The organism is Sphingomonas montanisoli (genome assembly GCF_008274695.1).
GTDB lineage: Bacteria > Pseudomonadota > Alphaproteobacteria > Sphingomonadales > Sphingomonadaceae > Rhizorhabdus > Rhizorhabdus montanisoli.
Map to the genome: position 1 here is coordinate 94,842 of NZ_VTOU01000002.1, position 19,457 is coordinate 114,298.

A 19,457-nucleotide genomic window follows, 5' to 3' on the forward strand; every position below is an offset into this window, starting at 1 on the left:
CGGCGCGACTCGTGTTTTGATATGATCATATAACAAATAGGCGTTCGACACGGGCTGAAGTCCGGCGAGGCCGACGCGAAAATCGCGGACGCAGGCTGGACATCCAGGGAGTTTCGTCAGTTCGAAGGGGGAGTACAATGAAGCAGAGTTTTTGGCGGGTATCGTCGGCCGCGTTGGCTATCGCGATTGGCTCGTTTCAGGCCGGGGCGGCTTTTGCGCAGAATGCCGCCTCAAGTGTCGACACCGGATCGCAAACCGCGGCTGATGCCGCGGACTCGATGGAAATCACAGTCACTGCGCGTCGGCGCGATGAAAGCCTTCTTGAGATCCCTGTCGCGATCTCGGCCTTGAGCGACAAGTCGCTCGAGTCGCGCGGCATCAAGGATATTCAGGCGATCTCGCAGTTCACGCCGGGCTTCCAATATGTGAACGAAAATCTCGGCCGTAACGACCGTGGTTTCACTACGCTCACGTTCCGCGGCATGGAGGCCGGCACGTTTCTGGTGACGCGCCAGCCGGCGCAGGCCTTCCTCGACGGCATTCCGATTGTTGGCGGCAACATTCCGGGCCTGGACGACGTGCAGCGTGTCGAGGTCATCAAGGGACCTCAGAGCGCGTATTTCGGCCGCTCGACTTTTTCTGGCGCGATCAATTTCATCTCGAAGGATCCCGGTTTCGAATGGTCGGGCCGCGCAAAGGCTGATGTCGGCCGGTTCGGTACCGCTGATACCAACATCATGGTCGAAGGTCCGCTGGTCGGCGACAAGCTCGCCTTCCGCTTGAGCGGGCGGTATTACACCACTGACGGCCAGTATGTGAACGCTGCGGATTCGAGCGAGCGCCTGGGCGCGCGTTCGACTAAGTCGGTCGCCGGCACGCTGTTGTTCCAGCCCAACGATGCTTTCCACGCCAAGGCCTTCCTTGGTGTCTGGAAGGACCGTGACGGCCCCTCCGCAGACGCGCTGACCGGTGAGGCGCAGCGCAACTGTCGGACGACGGGTGCGACGGTCAACACCTATATCTGCGGCAAGATTCCTTCGATCCCAGCCTCGGCGATCGGCAAGGTTACGACGATTACGCCGCGCTTCCGAAGCCTGATCCTCAACAACGACGCTAACCTCGCCTCGGTTGTCGATCAGAACTTCCTGCAGGGTGCGGGGCTGGAGCGTCACGCGATCCAGAGCACGTTGGCGCTCGGCTACGAGTTCGATAGCGGCATCTCGATCGACGCGAATGGCGGTTACAATTACAACGCGTTCGAGATCGTACCCGGTAACGCGGTGACCAATACCACGCGCCGGCCCAATCCCAACTTCGGACGCCTTCCCGGTGCGCCGCAGTTCCAGGAAGATCTGCAGAATCGCGTCGACCAGGAGAATTTCGGTTATGGCGGCGAACTGCGTGTAAGCTCGCCGGCGAAGCAGAGCTTCCGCTGGATGGTTGGCGCCAGTTCCTTCTTCCAGCAGGCGCAGGGGCGTTCGTTTGGTGAAGGCACGACCGCCAGCGGCTTCAACGACGGTGCGCTGGTCACCGATCGCGACGTCCTCACGACAGGCGTATTCACGGCGCTTGCTTATGATTTCATCGAAAGCCTGACGCTGAACGTCGAGGCGCGATATCAGTGGGATAACGTCAACTCGCAGGTCATCAAGCCGACGGTGGGCCCGGTTTACAAGAAGACGTTCAAGAGCTTCCAGCCGCGCGTTATCCTGCAGTACAAGGCCAGCGATCAGATCAATCTGTATGCCAGTGCGGCGCAAGCCTACCGGCCCGGCGACTTCAACGCCAACCTCGGCCTCTTCACCGCCGCCGAGCGCGCAGAGATCGAACTCGAAACGGGTGCAAGCTCGATCGTGCTCGATCAGGAAAAGCTGTGGATGTACGAAGGCGGCATCAAGGGCCGTTTCTTCGGCGGCATTCTCACCGGAACGCTCGCGGGTTACTATGGTGATTGGAGCAACATCCACGTCTTCACCAACCTGACGATCTCGCGCACCGCTGCGAACCCGCTGGGGCGTGGCGTCGATATCGCCACAGCCAGCGGCGATGCCAAGCTTTACGGCATGGAACTCGAAGGCTCGCTCAAGATTTCGGACTCGCTGACCACGGACTTCGGCTTCGGCTACACCCGTGTGAAGCTGGAAAGTGCCTATCTCTGCTCGGTCTGTCAGCCGCTGATCGGCACGCGTACTGTGACGGGCAATCAGAAGGCGCGTGTCCCGAAATATACGGGCAACTTCGGGGTCACCTATTCGCGACCGATCAACGACATCTTCACGGTCGTGGCGCATGGCGACTTCACCTATCGCGGAACGAGCTTCGCCGAGGATGCCAATCTGGCGCGAACCGGGGCGGTGAAGCGCGTGAACGCAACGCTGGGGCTGCAGCGCGAAGAATATAGCTTCACTCTCTACGCCACGAATATCTTCAACAACAAGGCGATCAATTCGGCGTCGTCGGGAACCAACAACCTCGATCTGGGGCCGACGGGGCAGGGCCGTGCGCTCTCCTTCGCGCTGCCTGAGAAGCCAACCTACGGCGTTCGCGTCGCCTACAAGTTCTGATGGGAGCATCGCTCCTGACCAGGAAAATGCACACGCTCCGCCGGTTCACCCGGCGGAGCGACACGCTTAATCCAGCGAGGTCTGAGATGACGAGTAGAATGGGTTTCCGACGTGGGATCGCCATGGTGTCGGCGGCATTCGGCTTGGGCGCGGTCGGCGCACACGCCGCGCAATTGCCCGGCATGGGCGAAATGACGGGCTCGGTGAAGGCGGCAAAGGCGTTTAAGTCGGCCAAGGTCTATGCGTTCAACAAAGACCGTCAGATCAAATATATGGTCTTCACCGAAAATGGCGCTTTCCGGGCGACCAATATGTATCCGGGCACCTATACGGTGACGATCGACAAGCCCGGCCTGAAGGCCGCACCCGCGACGATCACGATCGAGCCGGGCAAGACAGCGACGCTCAACATCGCAGCGAAGACAGCGCCTGTCGCACCAACCTATATCGGCGGTCAGGTTTATCCGGACACGGAGATCCAGCCCTACAACAAGATCTATCCGGCGGGTGCCGGTCGCGACATCATCGAACGGACCTGCCAGGGCTGCCACACGGTTCAGCTCTTTCCTTACAATGTGAAGCGCACCTATCCGACGGGACGCAATCTGAAGGACAAGGCCGCATGGGCGATTACGGTCGATCGCATGCACAAGGGACCGGCCTTTGGTGAGCGTGGCGTCGGCTATTGGGATGCCAAGCTGCTGAAGCCGGGCGAGCGAGAAGTCCTGATCGATTATCTCGCCAAGAATTTCGGGGCTGATTCCAAGCCGCGCGTCGTGCAGCAGGAACTGCCCGATCCGCCGCTTGACGAGAAGATGCTCGGCAAGGCCCAGTATATTACCTACTTCTTCCCGAACGTAGCCGGGAAGCCCGACCGCTTCACCCAGCAGATCGATTTCTGCAAAGGCGAAGTTTACATCGCAGACCGCGGCCTGCCAGGCCTGGTGAAGCTCGATCCGACAACCGGCAAGCATGTCGACATCGTCGGACATGGCGGTGGCCACGGCATCACGACCGACGAAAATTGCGGAATCTGGTATACGGGTGAAACCATCCGTCACTACGATCCCAGCACCGACAAGCACGATTCCTACGTGATCGAGAAGGGCGCCGGTCTCGGGTCGATCACCACCATGTTCAACACCAAGGGCGATCTGTGGATGGCCATGCTCGGTGCTGGCAAGATCGCAAAGTGGGAACGAACCACCGACACGGTCAAATATTGGGATTTGCCCCAGCCCGGTCTGACCTATGGCAAGTCGCGACCTTATGGTCTCGTCCTCGACCAGAAGGAACGTGTCTGGTTCGGCGAGTATCACAAGAGCAGCATCGGCATGTTCGATCCCGCGACCGAAACCTACAAAAGCTTCCGTCTGACGCCGCTTGCGCCGACAAACATCCGTCGCCTCGGCGTGGATTCGAAGGGCCACGTCTGGGCTTCGACCTGGGGGCGTCCCAATCTGGTGAAGGGCGGCTCGATGTTTGAGCTCGACCCGGAAAGCGGGAAGGTGACCGAATATCCCATCGGTATTCCCTACACCAACCCCTACGATACCAAGCCCGACGAACAGGACAATGTCTGGGCTTCGACGGACAATTACCTGATCCGGATCGACGCCAAGACTCGCAAGATGACCCGTTATCCCGCGCCCAGCCGCACCGATATTCCGATGATGACGATCGGCAGGAATGGCGGCGTGTGGTTCACGGATCGTGGCGCTGGCCAGTCTGGCGCCTATGGCGGCACTGCATCGGTCCTCTATCCGGATAAGGATGCGATCACCGAGTTCGCCGCCTATTTCGGCCCGAACAATACGGCGAACCACCTGTCCAAATATCAGGGACCGCCGCCGCCGAAGGCGGAAGGGGTGATCAAGGAATCGCCCAACGGCGCCCAGAACTCGGCCACGCCGGGCAATGCTACCGCGCCTAAGATTCTGGGTCCGGTGAAGCCGGACTCGGCCTTGGGTCACCTCGAATAACAATTGAGCGGAGGCCGGTAATTCCGGCCTCCGTGCCCATTTTTCGCCAAGTTACAGTGTCAGGAATGCGTATGTCCCGCTTCACCCAACCCGCCATCGTCCTCCTGATTGCCGGATGTGCTTTGGTTGGCACCGCGAGTTTCGGCACCCCAGCGATCGAGCAGGGGCCGGCGGCATCTTCTATCGATCCGCAGATGATCGAGGCGGGGCGCAAGAGCTTCGAAACCAACTGCGGCGAATGCCACACCATCGTGAAGGACGGCCGGCCATCCATGGGCCCCAATCTGTGGGGTCTGATGGGCAAGAAGCTTGGATCCAATAGCAGCGAGTTCACCTATTCGGACGCCCTGTTCAATTCCACGCTGACCTGGACGCCGGAGAATCTTGATAAGTGGATCAAGAGCCCGCCGGAATTCGTGCCCGACAATGCAATGCCCTATATCGGCATGGAAGACGCCGCCGAGCGAAAGGCGATCGTCGCCTATATCGGCAAAGCTTCGGCGCAGGAGTGATGGGCGAAGCTGCATAGCGAAGGGGGGCACGATGTTCTGGGTCAGTTTGCTGATCGTTCATGGATTGCTGGCGGTCGCGTTGATGGGGGCGGTCACCCATCAGGCGGTTGCGGTATTCCGGTCGCGCGGCGGCAAAGCCGGCTTCGTCGAAAGTTATGCCACCGTTCGCGACAAAATGTTCACCAACGCAATCATCTGGCTCTACCTGGCTACGTTCGTGGTGGGCAGCTGGATCTACACGCATTATCGCTACACCGTCCGCACCATCCTCGAGGATCTGGGCCAGGAAAGCACCGTCGGCATCTTCGAGTATAAGGAGCACATCCTCGCGGTCGGGCTCGCGCTGCTGCCGGTCTATTGGCTGCTGTGGCACCGCATTCCGACCGCCGAGGCGAAGGGCGCGCGCAAGGGCGTGACCGTCTTCATCGCCATAGCCGTCTGGGTCGGCTTTCTCGGCGGGCACATCGTCAACAATGTGCGGGGGCTTATGTAATGGATGATGCAGGTATCCGGCCCGGTTTTGCCGCCCGCACCTTTCCCGCCTTCTCGATCTTCGCGTCGATCGGCTATTTCCTGTTCATGGGCTTCGGCCTGTCGCCCTTCGTCTACTATCCCGAAACCGGCGATTTCACCTGGGCGGCGCAGCCCGATCTAGGCCCGCCGATGTTTTGGTATGGCTGGATGGTTTATGCGGCGATCGTCGGCTTGGCCGGCGGGCTGCTAACCTATCTTCTGCCGATACGCTGGTCGCTCGCACTGGTTCGCGGTCTCGGCTGGCTGCTGTGGGCGGTGCCGACGCTCATAATGCTGATCATTCTCTTTCTCCTGCGGCACTATTTCTGATAAAAGCCTTACTATTATGACGTTTCGCGTTGGTTGGAGGTTGCCATGTCGCTGAACCAGTTCTCGCGGGTTGTGATGGCCATAGCATTGGCCGCCACGGCCTCGGGCGCCGCGTCGGCCAACGGATATCTGTTCTTCCACGAGCATCAGCATGATTCGGATACCGGCACCGTGTATCTTGGTTCGGTGACGGACACGGCCGGAAAGCCGTTGCCCGGCGCGCAGGTCTCGCTCGACGTGATGTCGTTCAACCAGAGCCTGAGCTTCGATACCGATGCGCGCGGCCGCTACCGCTCGAATGGCTTGTCGAACAACATCGATCCGAAACAGGTGAAGGTTAGCGTGATCAAGCCCGGCTATAAGCTGATCAAATCGGTGAACATGAGCCGCGCGCGCAAACCGGGCCAGCCGGTCGAGATCAACTTCATCCTCGCGAAGGGCTGATCCTCTACAGGTTCCTCGCCGCCGCCTTGTTGCTGGCATTGCCTGGCGCGGGCCAGGCAAGACGGGTCGCGGACATAAAGACGCGCGGCATTCTGACCTGCGGTCTTGCCCCCGATATGCCCGGCTTCTCGCTCGTCATTGGGCCGGCATCCGCGACCGGGCTGGACGCGGACCTCTGCCGCGCCGTCGCTCGCGCACTGCTTGGTGACGCCGCCCATGCCCGCTTCGTCCCGATCGCCACGATCGACCAGTTCCGCTCGGATCATACGATCGATCTCGTCTTTCACGGTCTTACCGCCAAACCGGCGCGCGAAGAGGCTTGGGGTGTCCGATTTGCTCCGGTCAGCTTTCAGGATGGCCAGGCGATCGCGCTGCATGGCGACGATCCCGCCCGCACAGCCGATGATCTTGATGGTGCGATGGTTTGCGTCGAGCGCGATAGTATTTTTGCGGGCCAGCTGCGACGCGCTCGCCCAAATATCCGCCAACTGCCGCAGGCGAACGCGACAGCGGCCCGGATGGCCTTTCAGGCAGGACGTTGCAGGGGATGGAGTTGGGATGTGAGCGGCCTGTTTTCCGCGCTCTCGCATGACAAAGCCAAGCGCTACCGTATCCTGCCCGATCGTTTCAGCATCGAACCGCTAGCGCCGATCATCCGGGCGGGTGACGCCGATCTGCTCAAGGTTGCCCGCCGCGCGATCCCTGCGGCGTTGAAGGACGGCACGCTCTACCGCCGTCATTTTGTTGAGGATGCCAACGTGACGCTGGAGCGCCGGCCTCAGCGCTTCTGATAGACATTGTGGCAGGCGACGCAGCTACCGTCGACCGCCATCGCCTTACTCATCAATTGGCGCAGGTCGCCCTTGTCCGCGAGCTGGGCCAGGTCGTCGCTGGCCTGGACAAGCGCCGCCGCCTTAGCAGCGAAATCGTCGGGCGATTCCCATATGCCGGGCAGGGCGGCGCTATCCGCAACCTTGTCGCTGCCGCTGCCTGCCGGAAACCAGCCCGGCAGCGCCTTCGAGAGTTCTTGGATAGCCTTCGCATAGTCCAGAACGGCCGCGCGATCGGGCTTCCCGCTCATGATCTGCTGCCCCAGCCCCTGCATCGCGGCGTTGAACTCCGCCATGTGCGTGCGGCGCTCGATCACGGCGTCGTTGAGGTCGGTGGCGGATGTCGCCTGCGACTGCGCCCCGCCGAGGATCGCGAGGGAGAGAATTATGCCTTTGATCCGCATGAAGGCCTCACTCGATGCTGGTGAATTGACTTATATATCGGTCAAATGCGAGGCTTGGAGAAGGCATTACCCATCGGCCCATAGCCGCACCAGATTGTGATAGTGGCCCGTGAGCGCGAGCACGGCTTCATCGCTTGCGGCTTCGGCCGTCAACTGCTGCACGGTGCGATCGAGGTCGAACAGCATCTGCCGCTGGTGATTGTCGCGCACGATGCTCTGGATCCAGAAGAAAGCGGCGACTCGCTCCCCCTGCGTCACCGGACTGACCCGATGGATGGCCGTGGCGGGATAAAGGAGCATGTCGCCGGCCGCCAGCTTGACGCGGTGCGTGATCGATCCCTCGCCGATCGTAAGTTCGCCCCCGTCATAATCCTCGGGCGCGTTGAGAAACAGCGTAGCCGACAGATCGGTGCGGATGCGCTGCCCCCCGGCGTGGCGCAGTGCCCCGTCGATATGATCGCCATAGGTCTCGCCGGGGCCGTAGCGGTTGAACAGCGGCGGCACGATCCGCGCCGGCAGTGCCCCCGACATGAACAGCGGATTCATTTCGAGCGCGCGGGTGACGATCGCGCCCGCCCGCGCGGCGCCGGCCGATCCTTCGGCAAGCTGGCGATTGTTCTTCACCTGGGCCGAAAGATGGCCTGCAGTCTGCCGGCCATCGATCCAATCGCCTTCGACAAGGATCGCGTGCAGTTCGGCCAGATCGTCCTCCCTCAGAACTGCATTGATGTGGAGCATGACGGTCTGGCCTCTGCGATAGGGGTCCGATCAGCCTTTCCAGCTGAGCGTAAGGAGCGCGCTGCGCCCCGCGCCTGGGACGACGTGGAAGGGATGAAGTTGGTCATAGTATAGCTTGTCGGTGAGATTATAGACATTCACCTGCACGCTGAGCTGTTCGGTAACGTTGTACCGCGCCCGCGCCTCGAACACCGTGTATCCCGGTGCGCTCAGCAGCGAGGCATTGGTGTTCTGCCCCAGCCTGCTCGACTGATAGATCACGCCGCCTCCGATCGCGAAACGGGGCACCAGCACGTAATCGGTCTGAAGGCCTGCGCTATGCTTGGGCGCAATCGCCAATTGCTTGCCGATACGAGGCGATCCGCCGGCGGTTGGATTGTCCGAACGGGTGGTTTCGGTATCAAGATAGGTATAGCTCGCACGTACCGTCCAGCGTTCGGTTATCGCGCCCACGGCCTCCATTTCGAAGCCGCGCACGCGCTGGCGTCCACCATTGGCATTGACGCTGGGGTTTGCGGGATCCGGCACGCGCACATTGGACTTCACCACGTCGAACACCGACGCCGTGGCCAGCAGGCGATCGTCCAGCATCCCCCATTTGGTGCCCAGTTCGAAAATGCGGCCCTTTTCCGGATCCGCATTGATATTCGCCTGCCCCACCGAACGGCCGGCAGAGATCAGGGATTCTATTCCCTCGGCCGATGGATTGAAGCTGTTGGCGTAGCTTAGATAGATGCTGCTCGACTTGCCAGGCTTGTAGATGAGCGAGCCGCGCAGGCTCGCTTTCTTGTCGACGCGGTTGATGTCGGTCGTGGCGACGGTGGCGCCGGCGGCATTGAACCCGGCGCTGCGATAGTCGGCGTCGAAACGATCCCACCGGACGCCGAGGACCGCCATCCAGTGCTCGCCCGCCTCGATCGTGTCGAACGCATAGACGCCGATCGTGTCGGCACGTGTGCGTGCGCGCAGCCGCACATATTGGCGCGCCTGCGCGAAAGCCTGCTTGGGCGGATTGGCGAGATTGGTGGTGATCACACCTTCGTGGAAGATGTAGGTCGGGCGCGGCATTTCTCGACCCAGCTCCACGCCCGCGACGATCGTGTGTCGGAAGCCGGCAGCACCCAGTTTCAACGTGACGTCGGTCTGGTTCTGCACGAAGCGGTCGGTGCTGTAGCCCGAAAATTCGTTACGGGTGAGCGTGATGTTGGTGAGCGGCGTGGTCACGGGCGTGCCGGCGGGAATCACGGCTTCGGACGTGCGAAACGATCGCTTGGCCCAGCTTGCGCGAAACTGATTGCGCAGGCGGATCGTGTCCGACACGTCATGCTCGATCCGGGCGGTGATGACGTCGACGTTGGTGTCGAGATAGTCGCTGTCGAAACCATAATAATTGTCACGCTTTACCGCCGCAGGGCGCCCGTTGAACCACGGGATGCCGTAATCGGGTCGGTTGTCTTCCTCTTGATGAAGCCAGGACAAATAGGCGCGGGTGGGCGTGCCCAGACCTAGCGCGATCGATGGAGCGATGCCCCAGCGCTTCTGCAGCGCGCCATCGCGGTCTGCGACTTCGGAACGATGCGTCATCGCATTGACCCGAACGGCGATCGTCTCACCTATCGCGCGGTCGATATCGGCGGTGACGCGGCGCGTATCGTCCGTACCCAGCGCGACATCCAACGTGGTCACAGGATCAAGCGTCGCGGTCTTGCTGATTTGATGGATCACGCCGCCGGTCGATCCACGGCCGAACAGCGTCGATCCGGGGCCCTTCAGAACCTCCAGGCTGGCGCTATTGAACGGATCGCGGAAATAATAGCCGTAATCCCGCATTCCATCCAGGAAGGTGTCGTTGCGCGTCGTGAAGCCGCGCAGGACCAGATTGTTGCCCTGCCAGCTTGTCTCGCCCGCGCCCAGGCTGATTCCCGGCACGATCCGCAAGGCATCGGACAGATTGTTGACACCGCGCCGTTCGAGTTCGTCCTCGCCGATGCGAGAGATGGCCTGGGGCGTGTCGATGATGTTGGTCGTGACTTTCGACAAACCGATCGTCTGATCGATGACGTTGCCGACAACAATGATGTCGGAACTCGCGCCTTCAGCCGAAGCAGCCGATGCAAGCATAAGCCCGAGTGAGCAGGCAAGCCCCTTCGATGCCGGTCGCGACATCGCGGCCAGAGTCGTTTTGCAGATCATTGCGACCCCCGATTTTCAATTTGTTATATACTGGTAACAAATATATCGCGAGTCATTCGCAATACAAGCGGAAATCGGCTGAATTCCGTCAGGCGGCGATTGCGGCAGCTGCACGACCAGCGATTTTACCCAGCGTCGTGGCGGCGAGCAGTCCGTTGCCCGCCAGATAGCCATCGGCGCCCGGGCCCGAGATGCCGCGCGCTGCGCCGCCGCCTGCGAACAGATTGGGGAATGTGCCTCCGTTCGCCTTTACGACATATGCTTCGTCATCGACGATCAACCCGCCCTGGGTATGGAAGAGTGCGCCCGTAACCTTGGCCGCCCGATAGGGCGCGGCCAGCGGCGTCTTGCCCGTGAAATCGCGCCCGAATTGATCGCTGACGGTGCCGTCCACCATCTGCTCCACCCCGGCCAGCGTCGCTGCAAGCGAGCCCAAGGGCAGGCCGGTTCGGGCGGCAAGGTCCTCGACTGAGGCTGCCTCGATCACGGCGCCGGCGCGCAACGCATCATGATAATCGTCAAATGCCATCATCAATTGATGACGCTTCTCGTCGAAGATCGAAAAGGCGATGTGGCCGGGCTGCGCATTCACCTTGGCAGCCTGTTCCGAATAGCCCGCAGCCTCGTTCGAAAAGCGCTCGCCGAGGCTGTTGACCTGAAAGCCGCCCTCCATGATCAGCGGCCACAGGATAGGGACACCATGCCCCACCGCCAGCCCGGCATGGCCCTGATAGGCGGAAACGTCGGCTATGGCCGCGCCGATCTGCTCGCCCCACAGCAGAGCATCGCCCTTGTTGCCCGGATGGCCGTGGAAGGTCGCATCGGCCATTTCCGGGATCAGTCGGCTGACGAGGTCGGCATTGCCGCCAAAACCCGAACAGGCGAGGATCAGCGCACCGCAGCCGATATCGTAGCGCTCGCCGTCCGGCCGGACGACGTGGATGCCGACGACGCGATCCTCGTGCATGTGCAGCGCTTCGCAGGTTGCGTTGGACAATATGGTAACGCCGGCTCGCTCGGATGCGTTTTCCAGCGCCGCCATCAGTTCGCCGCCGGCGCGATTTGGGGTGCCGTACATCCGCTTGGCGCTGTGGCCGGGATATAGCCAGCCGTCGGCCAGGCTCAACGGTACGCCGTGAATGTCACGCAACCAGGCGATCGTCTCGGCCGATTCCTGCGCCAGCAGGCGCGCAAAGGCCGGGTCGGTGCGTCCCTTCGTCTTGGCCATGATGTCGGTGACGAAGCGCTCGGGTGAATCATCGATCCCGGCGACTTCCTGCTCCGGCGTGCCCGCGGCGGGGATCAGCCCGGTCGACATCGCGGTCGACCCAAGCGGGGTCGCGTCGCGTTCGATCACCAGTACATCCGCCCCGCCGTCGCTCGCGGCCAGGGCCGCGCTCAACCCGGTGCCGCCACCGCCCACGATGACCACGGGGAAGGACATTTCGAACGAGACGGGGTCGCGCTTGATCTGCGGCATGGAAGGTCGAATCCTCGCGGCGTTGGTTAAAGATAGGCCCAAGGTCGCGCCTGCCTGTCACGGTCGTGATAGGCGGCGATCTCGGCCTTGCGGATCAGGGTAAGGTCAATCGCGTCAAGCCCGCCGAGCAGCATGGTCTTGCCTTCGTCCTCGATCGTAAACGACCAGTTCCGACCCGATGGGGCGGTCACGGTCTGGTTCGGCAGGTCGACGGTCAGCATGCCGGGCGTCGCCTCCAGATCGGCAGCGATTTCCGTGGCATCGGCTTCGACCGGCACGATCCCGTTGCGCACGCAATTGCCCCGGAAGATCGGGTTGAACGAGGGCGCGATCACCACGCGGAAGCCATATTCGGCCAGCGCCCACGCCGCATGTTCGCGGCTTGATCCACAGCCGAAATTCTCCCCCGACAGCAGGATCGCTGCGTCGGCGAAATCGGGCCGGTTCAGGATGAAGTCGGGATTTGGAGCGCGCGATCCGATTGCGTTGTACCGCCAGCCGGCGAACAGGCCCGCCGCCAGCCCGGTCTTGCCCACCGACGTCATCTCCCGCGACGGAATAATCGCGTCGGTATCGATATTATTGCGTAGCAACGGCGCGGCGACCGCGCTGAGCCGATCGAATGGGGTCATGGCAGCGGATCCAGCATGCGGGGATCGGCGATGCGCCCCGCGATAGCGGATGCAGCAACGGTCTCAGGGGAGGCGAGGTGAGTGCGTGTGCCCGGCCCCTGCCGGCTCTCGAAATTCCGGTTGGTCGAACTGATCACGCGTTCCTGCGCGCCGAAGCTTTCGCCGCCTGCGAAGAAGCACATCGAACAGCCGGCTTCGCGCCATTCGAAACCCGCCGAGCGAAACACCACGTCGATCCCCTCGGCCTCTGCAGCGGCCTTCACCTGAGACGATCCCGGCACGCAAATCGCCTTGACCCCAGCGGCGACCTTCCGGCCGCGCAGTATATCGGCGGCGCGGCGCAGATCGGACAGGCGGCTGTTGGTGCACGATCCGATGAAAGCCGCGTCGATCGCGAGCCCTTGGACCATGGCTCCGGCCTCCAGCCCCATATAATCGAGTGCGCGCGCATGTGCCTCGGGCGCGTCGACTGCAGAAAGTTCACCCGCGCGCGGCACGGTCCGGTCGAGCGGCACCGCCTGTTGCGGGCTGGTGCCCCAACTGACCATCGGCGCGACATCGGCGGCGTCGACCTGCAGTTCGACATCGAACGTCGCATCCGGATCGCTTGTCATCGTCCGCCAGCTTGCAACCGCCGCATCCCATGCATCGCCTGCGGGCGCATAAGTCCGCCCCTTCAGATAGTCGAAGGTCTTGTCGTCGGCGGCGATGAAGGCGGAAAAGGCCGAGAATTCGGTCGCCATGTTGCACAGGGTAAGCCGCGCCTCGATGTCGAGCATCTCGACTGCTTCGCCCGCATATTCGACGACATGGCCCTTGGCCCCGGCCGAGCCAAAGCGCGCCAGCATGTGCAGCGCCAGATCCTTGGCGGTGATGCCGGTCCCAAGCGTTCCGGACACGGTGACGCGCATCGTCTTGGGCTTGCGGACGCGCAATGTGGTGGTCGCCAGCGCATGTTCGGCTTCCGTCGATCCGATCCCCCAGGCCAACGCACCCAGAGCCCCCTGGCTGCACGTGTGGCTGTCGGGGCAGACAAGCGTCAGGCCGGGCAGGACGATTCCCATTTCGGGCGAGATGACATGCACGATTCCTTGGCGCGGATCGCCCAGGTCGAACAACGAGATACCGGCGGCGAGCGCGGCCTCTCGGGTCGCGGTGATGAACTGGGTGCCGGTCGGCATCGTCGTGCGATCGGTGCGGCCGGGGAAGGTATCGACCACATGATCCATCGTAGCGAAGACCTGCGCGGGCATTGCGACGTCGCGGCCCTTTTCATGCAGGCCGTTGAGCGCGACCCCGCCGGTCCGTTCGTGCAGCAGGACACGGTCGATCGCGATCAACCCGGTCCCTTCGTCGAGATCGGTGATCAGGTGCGCCTGCCATATCTTTTCGAATGCGGTCTGGCCGGTCATCCGATGCGCGCGCTCGCCATCAGCCCGGCAGTTTCGTCCTCGTCGAAGCCGAGTTCGCGCAGCACGTCGCCCGTGTCGCGGCCAGGCGTCGGCAGATCGTGACGCAACCCGCCGCGCTGGTCGTTGAACGCGATCGGCAGCGCCGGCAGCTTGGCCGTCGATCCGTCGGCCATGGTGAGTGCCACCAGCCCGCCTTCATTAAGGTGCGGATCGTCGAACAACTCGTCCGGACGCACGATCGGCGCGAAGGGCAGGCCGGTTGCTTCCAGTTTCGCGACGATATCCTCGCGCGCCATGGCCGCGAACAGGCTGCGGATGCGCGGCAAGATCTGGTCGCGCGCCAGTACGCGCTGGTTGTTCAGGCGATAGTCTTCGTTGGCGCTGAAATCGCCCAGGTCGAAGGCCTCGCAGAAGGTCCGCCACTGTCCGTCGCTGACGACGCCGACAAACAATTGTTCGTCCTCGTGCTGCGTTTCGAACACGTCGTAGATCGCCCAGGCGGAGATGCGGACCGGCATTGGCTGCGCTGCATGGCCCGTCACTGCCTTCTGCGCCATATGCTGCCCGACCAGGAAGGCGGTCGTTTCGAACAGCGAGCATTTAACTTCGCAGCCCGTGCCCGTGCGGTGGCGCTGTTCGAGCGCGGAGAGGATGCCGATCACGCCGAACATGCCGCCGGTAATGTCGATCACCGACGATCCTGCGCGCAGGGGGCGGCCAGGCGGGCCTGTCATGTAGGCAAGACCGCCCATCATCTGCGTCACCTCGTCCAGCGCGGTGCGCTGTTCATAGGGGCCGGGCAGAAAACCCTTTGCCGAACAGTAGATGAGGCCGGGATTGGCTTGCGCCAGTTCGTCATATCCCAGGCCCAGCCGGGCGAGCGTGCCGGGACGGAAATTTTCGATCAGAATATCGGCCCCCTGCGCGAGCCGCTTTGCCGCCTCCAGACCGGTAGGGCTTTTGAGATCGAGGCAGATGCTGCGCTTGTTGCGGTTGAACATGGGAAAATAGCCCGCGCCCGATCCCAGCAATTCGCGGGTATGATCGCCGCCGATCGGTTCGACCTTGATCACGTCCGCTCCGAGATCTGCCAGGATCACGCCCGCCGAAGGGCCCATCACCATGTGCGTAAACTCAACGACCTTAATGCCAGCCAGCGGCTGTGCGGCTTCCGTCATTTTTTCTTTCCGATTCAATCCGTCCGTCGATTTGATATATATATATAACAAAACCCACAAGACCCCCGCTTGGCTGACGTCATAAGAAATATGAACAAGCACGAGGCGCGCTGCTGGCGATGCGGGGAACGCCCAGGCGGCTCGAAATTCCTATGTCTATCAGTTGCCGCGGGCAGAATTGCGTCCGGATGCCGCCTATTATTGGGAGGTCCGATCTCGGAAGGCTTGATGGAGTGCAACACTACCTTCGAAGAAAAGGCGCGCTCAATCGGCCACAAATGGTGTCCGATCCGTCATCACGCCCGCGATCTTTCACGCGGTACCACGATAGATGACAATTATCGGACGGCCCATGCGCGGATCTACATGCGCGATCTCTATCTCTACGCCTCAGCCATCTGGACTAGGCCGAGCCTCTGACTGCGACCTTTCCCTATCCCGAAAGTCGTCACTCGCTCGTATGCACAGGATTGGGAATCCATCGAATGCCCGCCATCGGTAGTTGTGTCGAAGGCATCGGACTTTTGCGCGTGACGCCTATCGTCTCCTCAGGTGGCGCCAGCCCACGACGAGGCCGCTGATCGATATGAACAGTCCGGCTCCCGACAGCAGCCACATTAGCGCGTCGCGTAACGGGCGCAGGATCAGGAGCCACGGCAGGTCGAAGCTGTGAAGTGCGCTGAACAGCCAGCGGTAGCTGCGCGATCCCGATCCCGATCGGTTGAGTAGTTCGCCGGTTGCCGGATCGATGTGGAGCCAGCTTTGGGCCGGATCGTCGAAGGTGAAGCGCCAGACCGGCAGCGGGCGTTCGTCGCTGCGCGGATCGCCGGTGCTGAACCAGTAGAGGTCGTAGCGGTCGAGCCGTTCGAACCCGGTCAGTCGCGCGCCCGGCAGCGCCGATGCCGCGAGCCTCTGAATATCCGCGCGGGCGGGCTTGAAGGCGCGCGCGGTTGCGCCGTCGAGCAGATGCTTGTGCACTGGCCCGCCATGCGTGGTCATCACCGGCCGGCCACCGAGCCAGGTGAAGCGTACCTCATGGGCGCCGGCCGCAGTGCGGGCGAGCGTCGTCAGGTCGGTGCGGGCAAATTCGGGCTTCTTGCTCGCGTAGCGATCGGCGATCGCCTTGCCGCCCTCGTCGCGCAGGCCGCCCCACGGGCTCATCGAAATCCAGCCGCTGAACACCCAGGTGACGAGGAAGAGGCCACCGACAAGGCCGATGATGTGGTGCCACTTCATCCAGCCGACATAGGGGCTGACCGATCCGGACCTGTAGCGCCGGGCAATCCGCACGCGCAGGATGCCGATCCAGATGCCGGCGATGGCGCCCAACATGCCGATGCCCGATGTCCACAGCACCGTCTGCCGCCACGGCTCCTGATAGACGCGGAGCGCCTCGAAATAGATCCAGTGCGGCACAGCGCCCAGCCAGTTCCAGAAGCGTTCGTGCGCGGTCGTGTTCTGCACGATCTCCCCGGTTTTGCGGGAAACGTAGATGTCGGTACCCACATCGTCGGCCATGCGGATGCGCCAGAAGGGAGCGATCCGCGCATAAGCGCGGGTGACGACCCACTGATCGTGATCGACCGGGACGATCGACTTTGCGGGCGCGTGGACGAAGGCGCTGGCGATCGCCTGCGCCCGCGTGGCATCGACGCCGGTGATCTCGCGCCCCGTCGTGGCGGAAACGGCGCGGCGGCCATCTTCCAGGACGAAGCGATAGACGGGTTCGCCGCCCGTCATCTCCAGCCGCATTTCGGAAGGAAAGTCCTTCGGCCGGATCGATGCAAGTGCGTCGGCGGGGCTGGTGCGGACCTTTGCCCATTTGATCGGCGGAAGCCCCGCAACCCGCTCCGGCCCACGGAAGGACGGGAAGGGGACGTACATCATCACCACGCCCGACACGAACCAGATCGCGAAGAGGATGCACAGGGCGATGCCGGTCCAGCGGTGGCTCAGATAGAGCCACCGCCTTCCGGTGCGCAGCGCGCTTCTAGAAAGCGACATTGATCGACGCCTCTACCGCGCGCGGATCGCCCAGCACCCACTGCGACGCGCCATAGGTCGCGCGGACATAGGTTTCGTCGAAGATGTTGCGGACGCGCAGGCCGGCGCTCGCCTTTTCGGTGAACTGCCAGCGCACGCCGAAATCGGTGAGCGTGTAGGACGGGATGACCAGCGTGTTGGCTGCATCCTGGAACCGTTTGCCGACATAGGAGAAGCCGCCGTCGGCGACCCAGCCATCTGCGAACTCCCAACTCAGGAAAGCATTGGCGGTCTTCGCCGCAATGTTGCTCGGGCGGTTGCCCGCGCGCTGGAAGCGGACGCCGCCGACCGATTCCGAGAAATCGTCGTAGCGTGCCTTGAGCACCGATCCGTTGAGCGTGATGCCGATGCGATCGACCGGCTTCAGGAACAGCGACGCTTCCAGCCCCTTCGACGATTGCTGGCCCACCTGAACCTGGATCGTCGGGATCAGCGGGTCGGACGTCAGCAGCCGCCGTTTGACGATGTCATAGGCGGCGAAGGTCCATTCGCCGCGCCCGCCCCAGAAGACGTGCTTGACGCCGGCTTCCCACTGGCGACCCGTCGACAGATCGAACGCGCTCTGGGCGAGGCTGGTCGAAACGAGCGCGCCGACCGGATCGGCGGCCGTCGCATATTGCGCGTAGATCGAGAGGGTGGGGATCGGATTATAGACCCCGCCCAGCCGCCAGGTGACGGCGTCGGGCGTCGCGGTGAAGTTGTTCGCGGCGTTCACATAGTCGTTCTTGCGGATGCGCGGGCGATCGTAACGCAGCCCGCCGACGAACGAGACCTGATCGCTCAGCACCAGCCGATCCTCGGCGAAGACCGAATATTGGTGGATCGTGTTCTTGTAGCGCGGCTTGGTCGCCGCAGCACCGGTCTGATCGATGAACAGGCCGGTGTCGGTGGCGAACAGATCGACCAGCCGGGTCGCGTTATTCCCCGAATTGCTGATGTTCTTATAGGTGATCCGGTTCACGTCGAAGCCCACGACCATGTGGTTTTCCAGGCCCAGGATCGTGCCGCTGACATTGGCGGTGGTGCGGTTCCCGGTCTGCCGCTGGACATGGTAGAGTTCGAGGAAGCTCGACTGGCGGATCTTGGCCGGCGCGGTCGCGGTGGCGGCGACGTAGGTCTCGTTCTCGCTATTGTGCCAATATTTGTTGGCCCACAGATGGTAGAAGGTGCTGCGGATGCTGAAGCTGTCCGACGGCGACCATTCGATCTTCCCCTGGCTCCAATTGTCGCGGAAGCGCAGGCGGGCGTCGGTGACGTTGTAATTGTTCTTGCGCAGCGACTTGTCGAGCTTGCCGCCGACCAGCGGCACGCCGAACCAGGTGCGCGGCAATTGCCGGCTGAAATCGTGCGAGAGCGTGATGCTCAGATCCTCGGCAGGCTTGAGCTTGATCGCGCCCGACAGCGATGTCGCGCTGGAATTGCCGCGCTTCATCCAGCCGTCGGATTCGCGATAGGCGCCGTCGATACGGAAGCCGATCATGTCGTTGATCGGCCCGCCTGCGCCGGCGGCGATATTGTAGCTTTCGAACGATCCGACGATCGCGCGGCCGCTGGCCTCCAGCGTGTCGCCCGGCTGCTTGCGCACGACGTTCACCGCGCCGCCGATGGCGCCTTCGCCATAGAGGACGGAGGCGGGACCGCGCAGGATCTCGACCCGCTCGGCCATCCACGGATCGGCGGGGAAGGTGAGCGTGTTGTTGTACATGCGCATGCCGTCATAGAGCTGCATCACCGAATTCTGGCCGACGAAGCCGCGCGCGGCGAGCGAGAAGCCGAACACGCCCGATGCGTTGACGATGCCGGTCGCGCGCGCGGCGGCATCCTGGATCGTCAGGTCGCCGCGCAGGCGGATCGCATCGCCATCGAGCGTCTCGACGCTGGCGGGCGTCTGCAGCGCGGTGATGCCGAGACGGCTGGCACCCTCGGTCTTCTGGTTGAGCCGCAGCGAATCCACCGCGGTCACGATGATCGTGCTGCTATCCTCGGCTTCGGTGGCTGCCGCATCTTCGGCATGCGCGGGCGATGCGAAGGCGGTGAGCGCGGTGGCAGTGAACAACAGTGCGCGGATGTGCGCGGGCTTGGTGGAATAGGTCATCAATTCGGTCCCCGGCGTCAAAGCGACAAGGCGGGGGTCTGGCCGTTCGCGAACGGTCGGCAACGCGCGGCGGGCGGACGCCAAAGGCGACCGACGCACGTCTCCGA

16 protein-coding genes are annotated in these 19,457 nt (G+C 62.6%); 7 read left to right on the forward strand and 9 right to left on the reverse strand.

The window, feature by feature from the left end; genetic code table 11:
• The first annotated feature begins 137 nt into the window (after positions 1 to 137).
• From FYJ91_RS06195 to FYJ91_RS06225, 7 genes are all read left to right on the forward strand, one after another.
• Positions 138 to 2,564, forward strand: a complete 2,427-nt coding sequence (locus FYJ91_RS06195; RefSeq protein ID WP_149521434.1) for a TonB-dependent receptor — start codon at positions 138 to 140, stop codon at positions 2,562 to 2,564.
• A gap of 86 nt (positions 2,565 to 2,650) precedes the next feature.
• Entirely contained in the window at positions 2,651 to 4,546 is a 1,896-nt protein-coding gene (locus FYJ91_RS06200; protein ID WP_181008381.1) for a carboxypeptidase regulatory-like domain-containing protein, read from the forward strand.
• A 71-nt stretch (positions 4,547 to 4,617) separates the two neighbouring features.
• Complete coding sequence (locus tag FYJ91_RS06205) at positions 4,618 to 5,058, forward strand: c-type cytochrome (RefSeq protein ID WP_181008382.1); 441 nt, start codon at positions 4,618 to 4,620, stop codon at positions 5,056 to 5,058.
• Positions 5,059 to 5,089: 31 nt separating this feature from the next.
• Entirely contained in the window at positions 5,090 to 5,551 is a 462-nt protein-coding gene (locus tag FYJ91_RS06210; protein WP_149521437.1) for a hypothetical protein, read from the forward strand.
• Positions 5,551 to 5,901 carry a hypothetical protein gene (locus FYJ91_RS06215; RefSeq protein ID WP_149521438.1) on the forward strand — a complete coding sequence of 117 codons (351 nt, stop codon included), beginning with the start codon at positions 5,551 to 5,553 and terminating at the stop codon, positions 5,899 to 5,901. The genes FYJ91_RS06210 and FYJ91_RS06215 overlap by 1 nt, the downstream gene beginning before the upstream one ends.
• Before the next feature lie 45 nt (positions 5,902 to 5,946).
• Positions 5,947 to 6,345: a carboxypeptidase-like regulatory domain-containing protein gene (locus FYJ91_RS06220; RefSeq protein WP_149521439.1), complete on the forward strand. Its 399-nt coding sequence runs from the start codon at positions 5,947 to 5,949 to the stop codon at positions 6,343 to 6,345.
• Positions 6,346 to 6,374: 29 nt separating this feature from the next.
• The gene (locus FYJ91_RS06225; protein ID WP_149521440.1) at positions 6,375 to 7,136 is read left to right on the forward strand and encodes a transporter substrate-binding domain-containing protein; all 762 of its coding nucleotides are present in this window, start codon (positions 6,375 to 6,377) and stop codon (positions 7,134 to 7,136) included.
• On the opposite strand, the gene FYJ91_RS06230 is transcribed toward FYJ91_RS06225, so the two are convergent.
• The 9 genes from FYJ91_RS06230 to FYJ91_RS06270 form a co-directional block, all read right to left on the reverse strand.
• Complete coding sequence (locus FYJ91_RS06230; protein WP_149521441.1) at positions 7,124 to 7,579, reverse strand: c-type cytochrome; 456 nt, start codon at positions 7,577 to 7,579, stop codon at positions 7,124 to 7,126. The two genes, FYJ91_RS06225 and FYJ91_RS06230, sit on opposite strands and share 13 nt — an antisense overlap.
• A 66-nt stretch (positions 7,580 to 7,645) precedes the next feature.
• Positions 7,646 to 8,317, reverse strand: a complete 672-nt coding sequence (locus FYJ91_RS06235; RefSeq protein ID WP_149521442.1) for a Fe2+-dependent dioxygenase — start codon at positions 8,315 to 8,317, stop codon at positions 7,646 to 7,648.
• 30 nt (positions 8,318 to 8,347) lie between these two features.
• The gene (locus FYJ91_RS06240; protein WP_149521443.1) at positions 8,348 to 10,510 is read right to left on the reverse strand and encodes a TonB-dependent receptor; all 2,163 of its coding nucleotides are present in this window, start codon (positions 10,508 to 10,510) and stop codon (positions 8,348 to 8,350) included.
• Between the two features lie 88 nt (positions 10,511 to 10,598).
• The gene (locus FYJ91_RS06245) at positions 10,599 to 11,990 is read right to left on the reverse strand and encodes an FAD-dependent oxidoreductase (RefSeq protein WP_246152490.1); all 1,392 of its coding nucleotides are present in this window, start codon (positions 11,988 to 11,990) and stop codon (positions 10,599 to 10,601) included.
• A 26-nt stretch (positions 11,991 to 12,016) separates the two neighbouring features.
• Entirely contained in the window at positions 12,017 to 12,622 is a 606-nt protein-coding gene (gene leuD, locus FYJ91_RS06250; RefSeq protein WP_149521444.1) for a 3-isopropylmalate dehydratase small subunit, read from the reverse strand.
• Positions 12,619 to 14,034, reverse strand: coding sequence for a 3-isopropylmalate dehydratase large subunit (locus tag FYJ91_RS06255; protein ID WP_149521445.1), 1,416 nt, complete (start codon positions 14,032 to 14,034; stop codon positions 12,619 to 12,621). The genes leuD and FYJ91_RS06255 overlap by 4 nt, the downstream gene beginning before the upstream one ends.
• Positions 14,031 to 15,212, reverse strand: coding sequence for a CaiB/BaiF CoA transferase family protein (locus tag FYJ91_RS06260; protein WP_149521446.1), 1,182 nt, complete (start codon positions 15,210 to 15,212; stop codon positions 14,031 to 14,033). The genes FYJ91_RS06255 and FYJ91_RS06260 overlap by 4 nt, the downstream gene beginning before the upstream one ends.
• 537 nt (positions 15,213 to 15,749) lie before the next feature.
• The gene (locus FYJ91_RS06265) at positions 15,750 to 17,216 is read right to left on the reverse strand and encodes a PepSY domain-containing protein (protein WP_149521447.1); all 1,467 of its coding nucleotides are present in this window, start codon (positions 17,214 to 17,216) and stop codon (positions 15,750 to 15,752) included.
• The gene (locus FYJ91_RS06270) at positions 17,203 to 19,350 is read right to left on the reverse strand and encodes a TonB-dependent receptor (RefSeq protein ID WP_149521448.1); all 2,148 of its coding nucleotides are present in this window, start codon (positions 19,348 to 19,350) and stop codon (positions 17,203 to 17,205) included. Before FYJ91_RS06270 ends, FYJ91_RS06265 begins: the two co-directional genes overlap by 14 nt.
• Between the last annotated feature and the right edge of the window lie 107 nt (positions 19,351 to 19,457).

Excerpts from the sequence above, each read along its gene's own strand:
- FYJ91_RS06195 (WP_149521434.1), top strand. The coding sequence starts at position 138 with ATGAAGCAGAGTTTTTGGCGGGTATCGTCGGCCGCGTTGGCTATCGCG.
- FYJ91_RS06200 (WP_181008381.1), top strand. The coding sequence starts at position 2,651 with ATGACGAGTAGAATGGGTTTCCGACGTGGGATCGCCATGGTGTCGGCG.
- FYJ91_RS06205 (WP_181008382.1), top strand. The coding sequence starts at position 4,618 with ATGTCCCGCTTCACCCAACCCGCCATCGTCCTCCTGATTGCCGGATGT.
- FYJ91_RS06210 (WP_149521437.1), top strand. The coding sequence starts at position 5,090 with ATGTTCTGGGTCAGTTTGCTGATCGTTCATGGATTGCTGGCGGTCGCG.
- FYJ91_RS06215 (WP_149521438.1), top strand. The coding sequence starts at position 5,551 with ATGGATGATGCAGGTATCCGGCCCGGTTTTGCCGCCCGCACCTTTCCC.
- FYJ91_RS06220 (WP_149521439.1), top strand. The coding sequence starts at position 5,947 with ATGTCGCTGAACCAGTTCTCGCGGGTTGTGATGGCCATAGCATTGGCC.
- FYJ91_RS06230 (WP_149521441.1), bottom strand. The coding sequence starts at position 7,579 with ATGCGGATCAAAGGCATAATTCTCTCCCTCGCGATCCTCGGCGGGGCG.
- FYJ91_RS06235 (WP_149521442.1), bottom strand. The coding sequence starts at position 8,317 with ATGCTCCACATCAATGCAGTTCTGAGGGAGGACGATCTGGCCGAACTG.
- FYJ91_RS06240 (WP_149521443.1), bottom strand. The coding sequence starts at position 10,510 with ATGATCTGCAAAACGACTCTGGCCGCGATGTCGCGACCGGCATCGAAG.
- FYJ91_RS06245 (WP_246152490.1), bottom strand. The coding sequence starts at position 11,990 with ATGCCGCAGATCAAGCGCGACCCCGTCTCGTTCGAAATGTCCTTCCCC.
- leuD (WP_149521444.1), bottom strand. The coding sequence starts at position 12,622 with ATGACCCCATTCGATCGGCTCAGCGCGGTCGCCGCGCCGTTGCTACGC.
- FYJ91_RS06255 (WP_149521445.1), bottom strand. The coding sequence starts at position 14,034 with ATGACCGGCCAGACCGCATTCGAAAAGATATGGCAGGCGCACCTGATC.
- FYJ91_RS06260 (WP_149521446.1), bottom strand. The coding sequence starts at position 15,212 with ATGACGGAAGCCGCACAGCCGCTGGCTGGCATTAAGGTCGTTGAGTTT.
- FYJ91_RS06265 (WP_149521447.1), bottom strand. The coding sequence starts at position 17,216 with ATGTCGCTTTCTAGAAGCGCGCTGCGCACCGGAAGGCGGTGGCTCTAT.
- FYJ91_RS06270 (WP_149521448.1), bottom strand. The coding sequence starts at position 19,350 with ATGACCTATTCCACCAAGCCCGCGCACATCCGCGCACTGTTGTTCACT.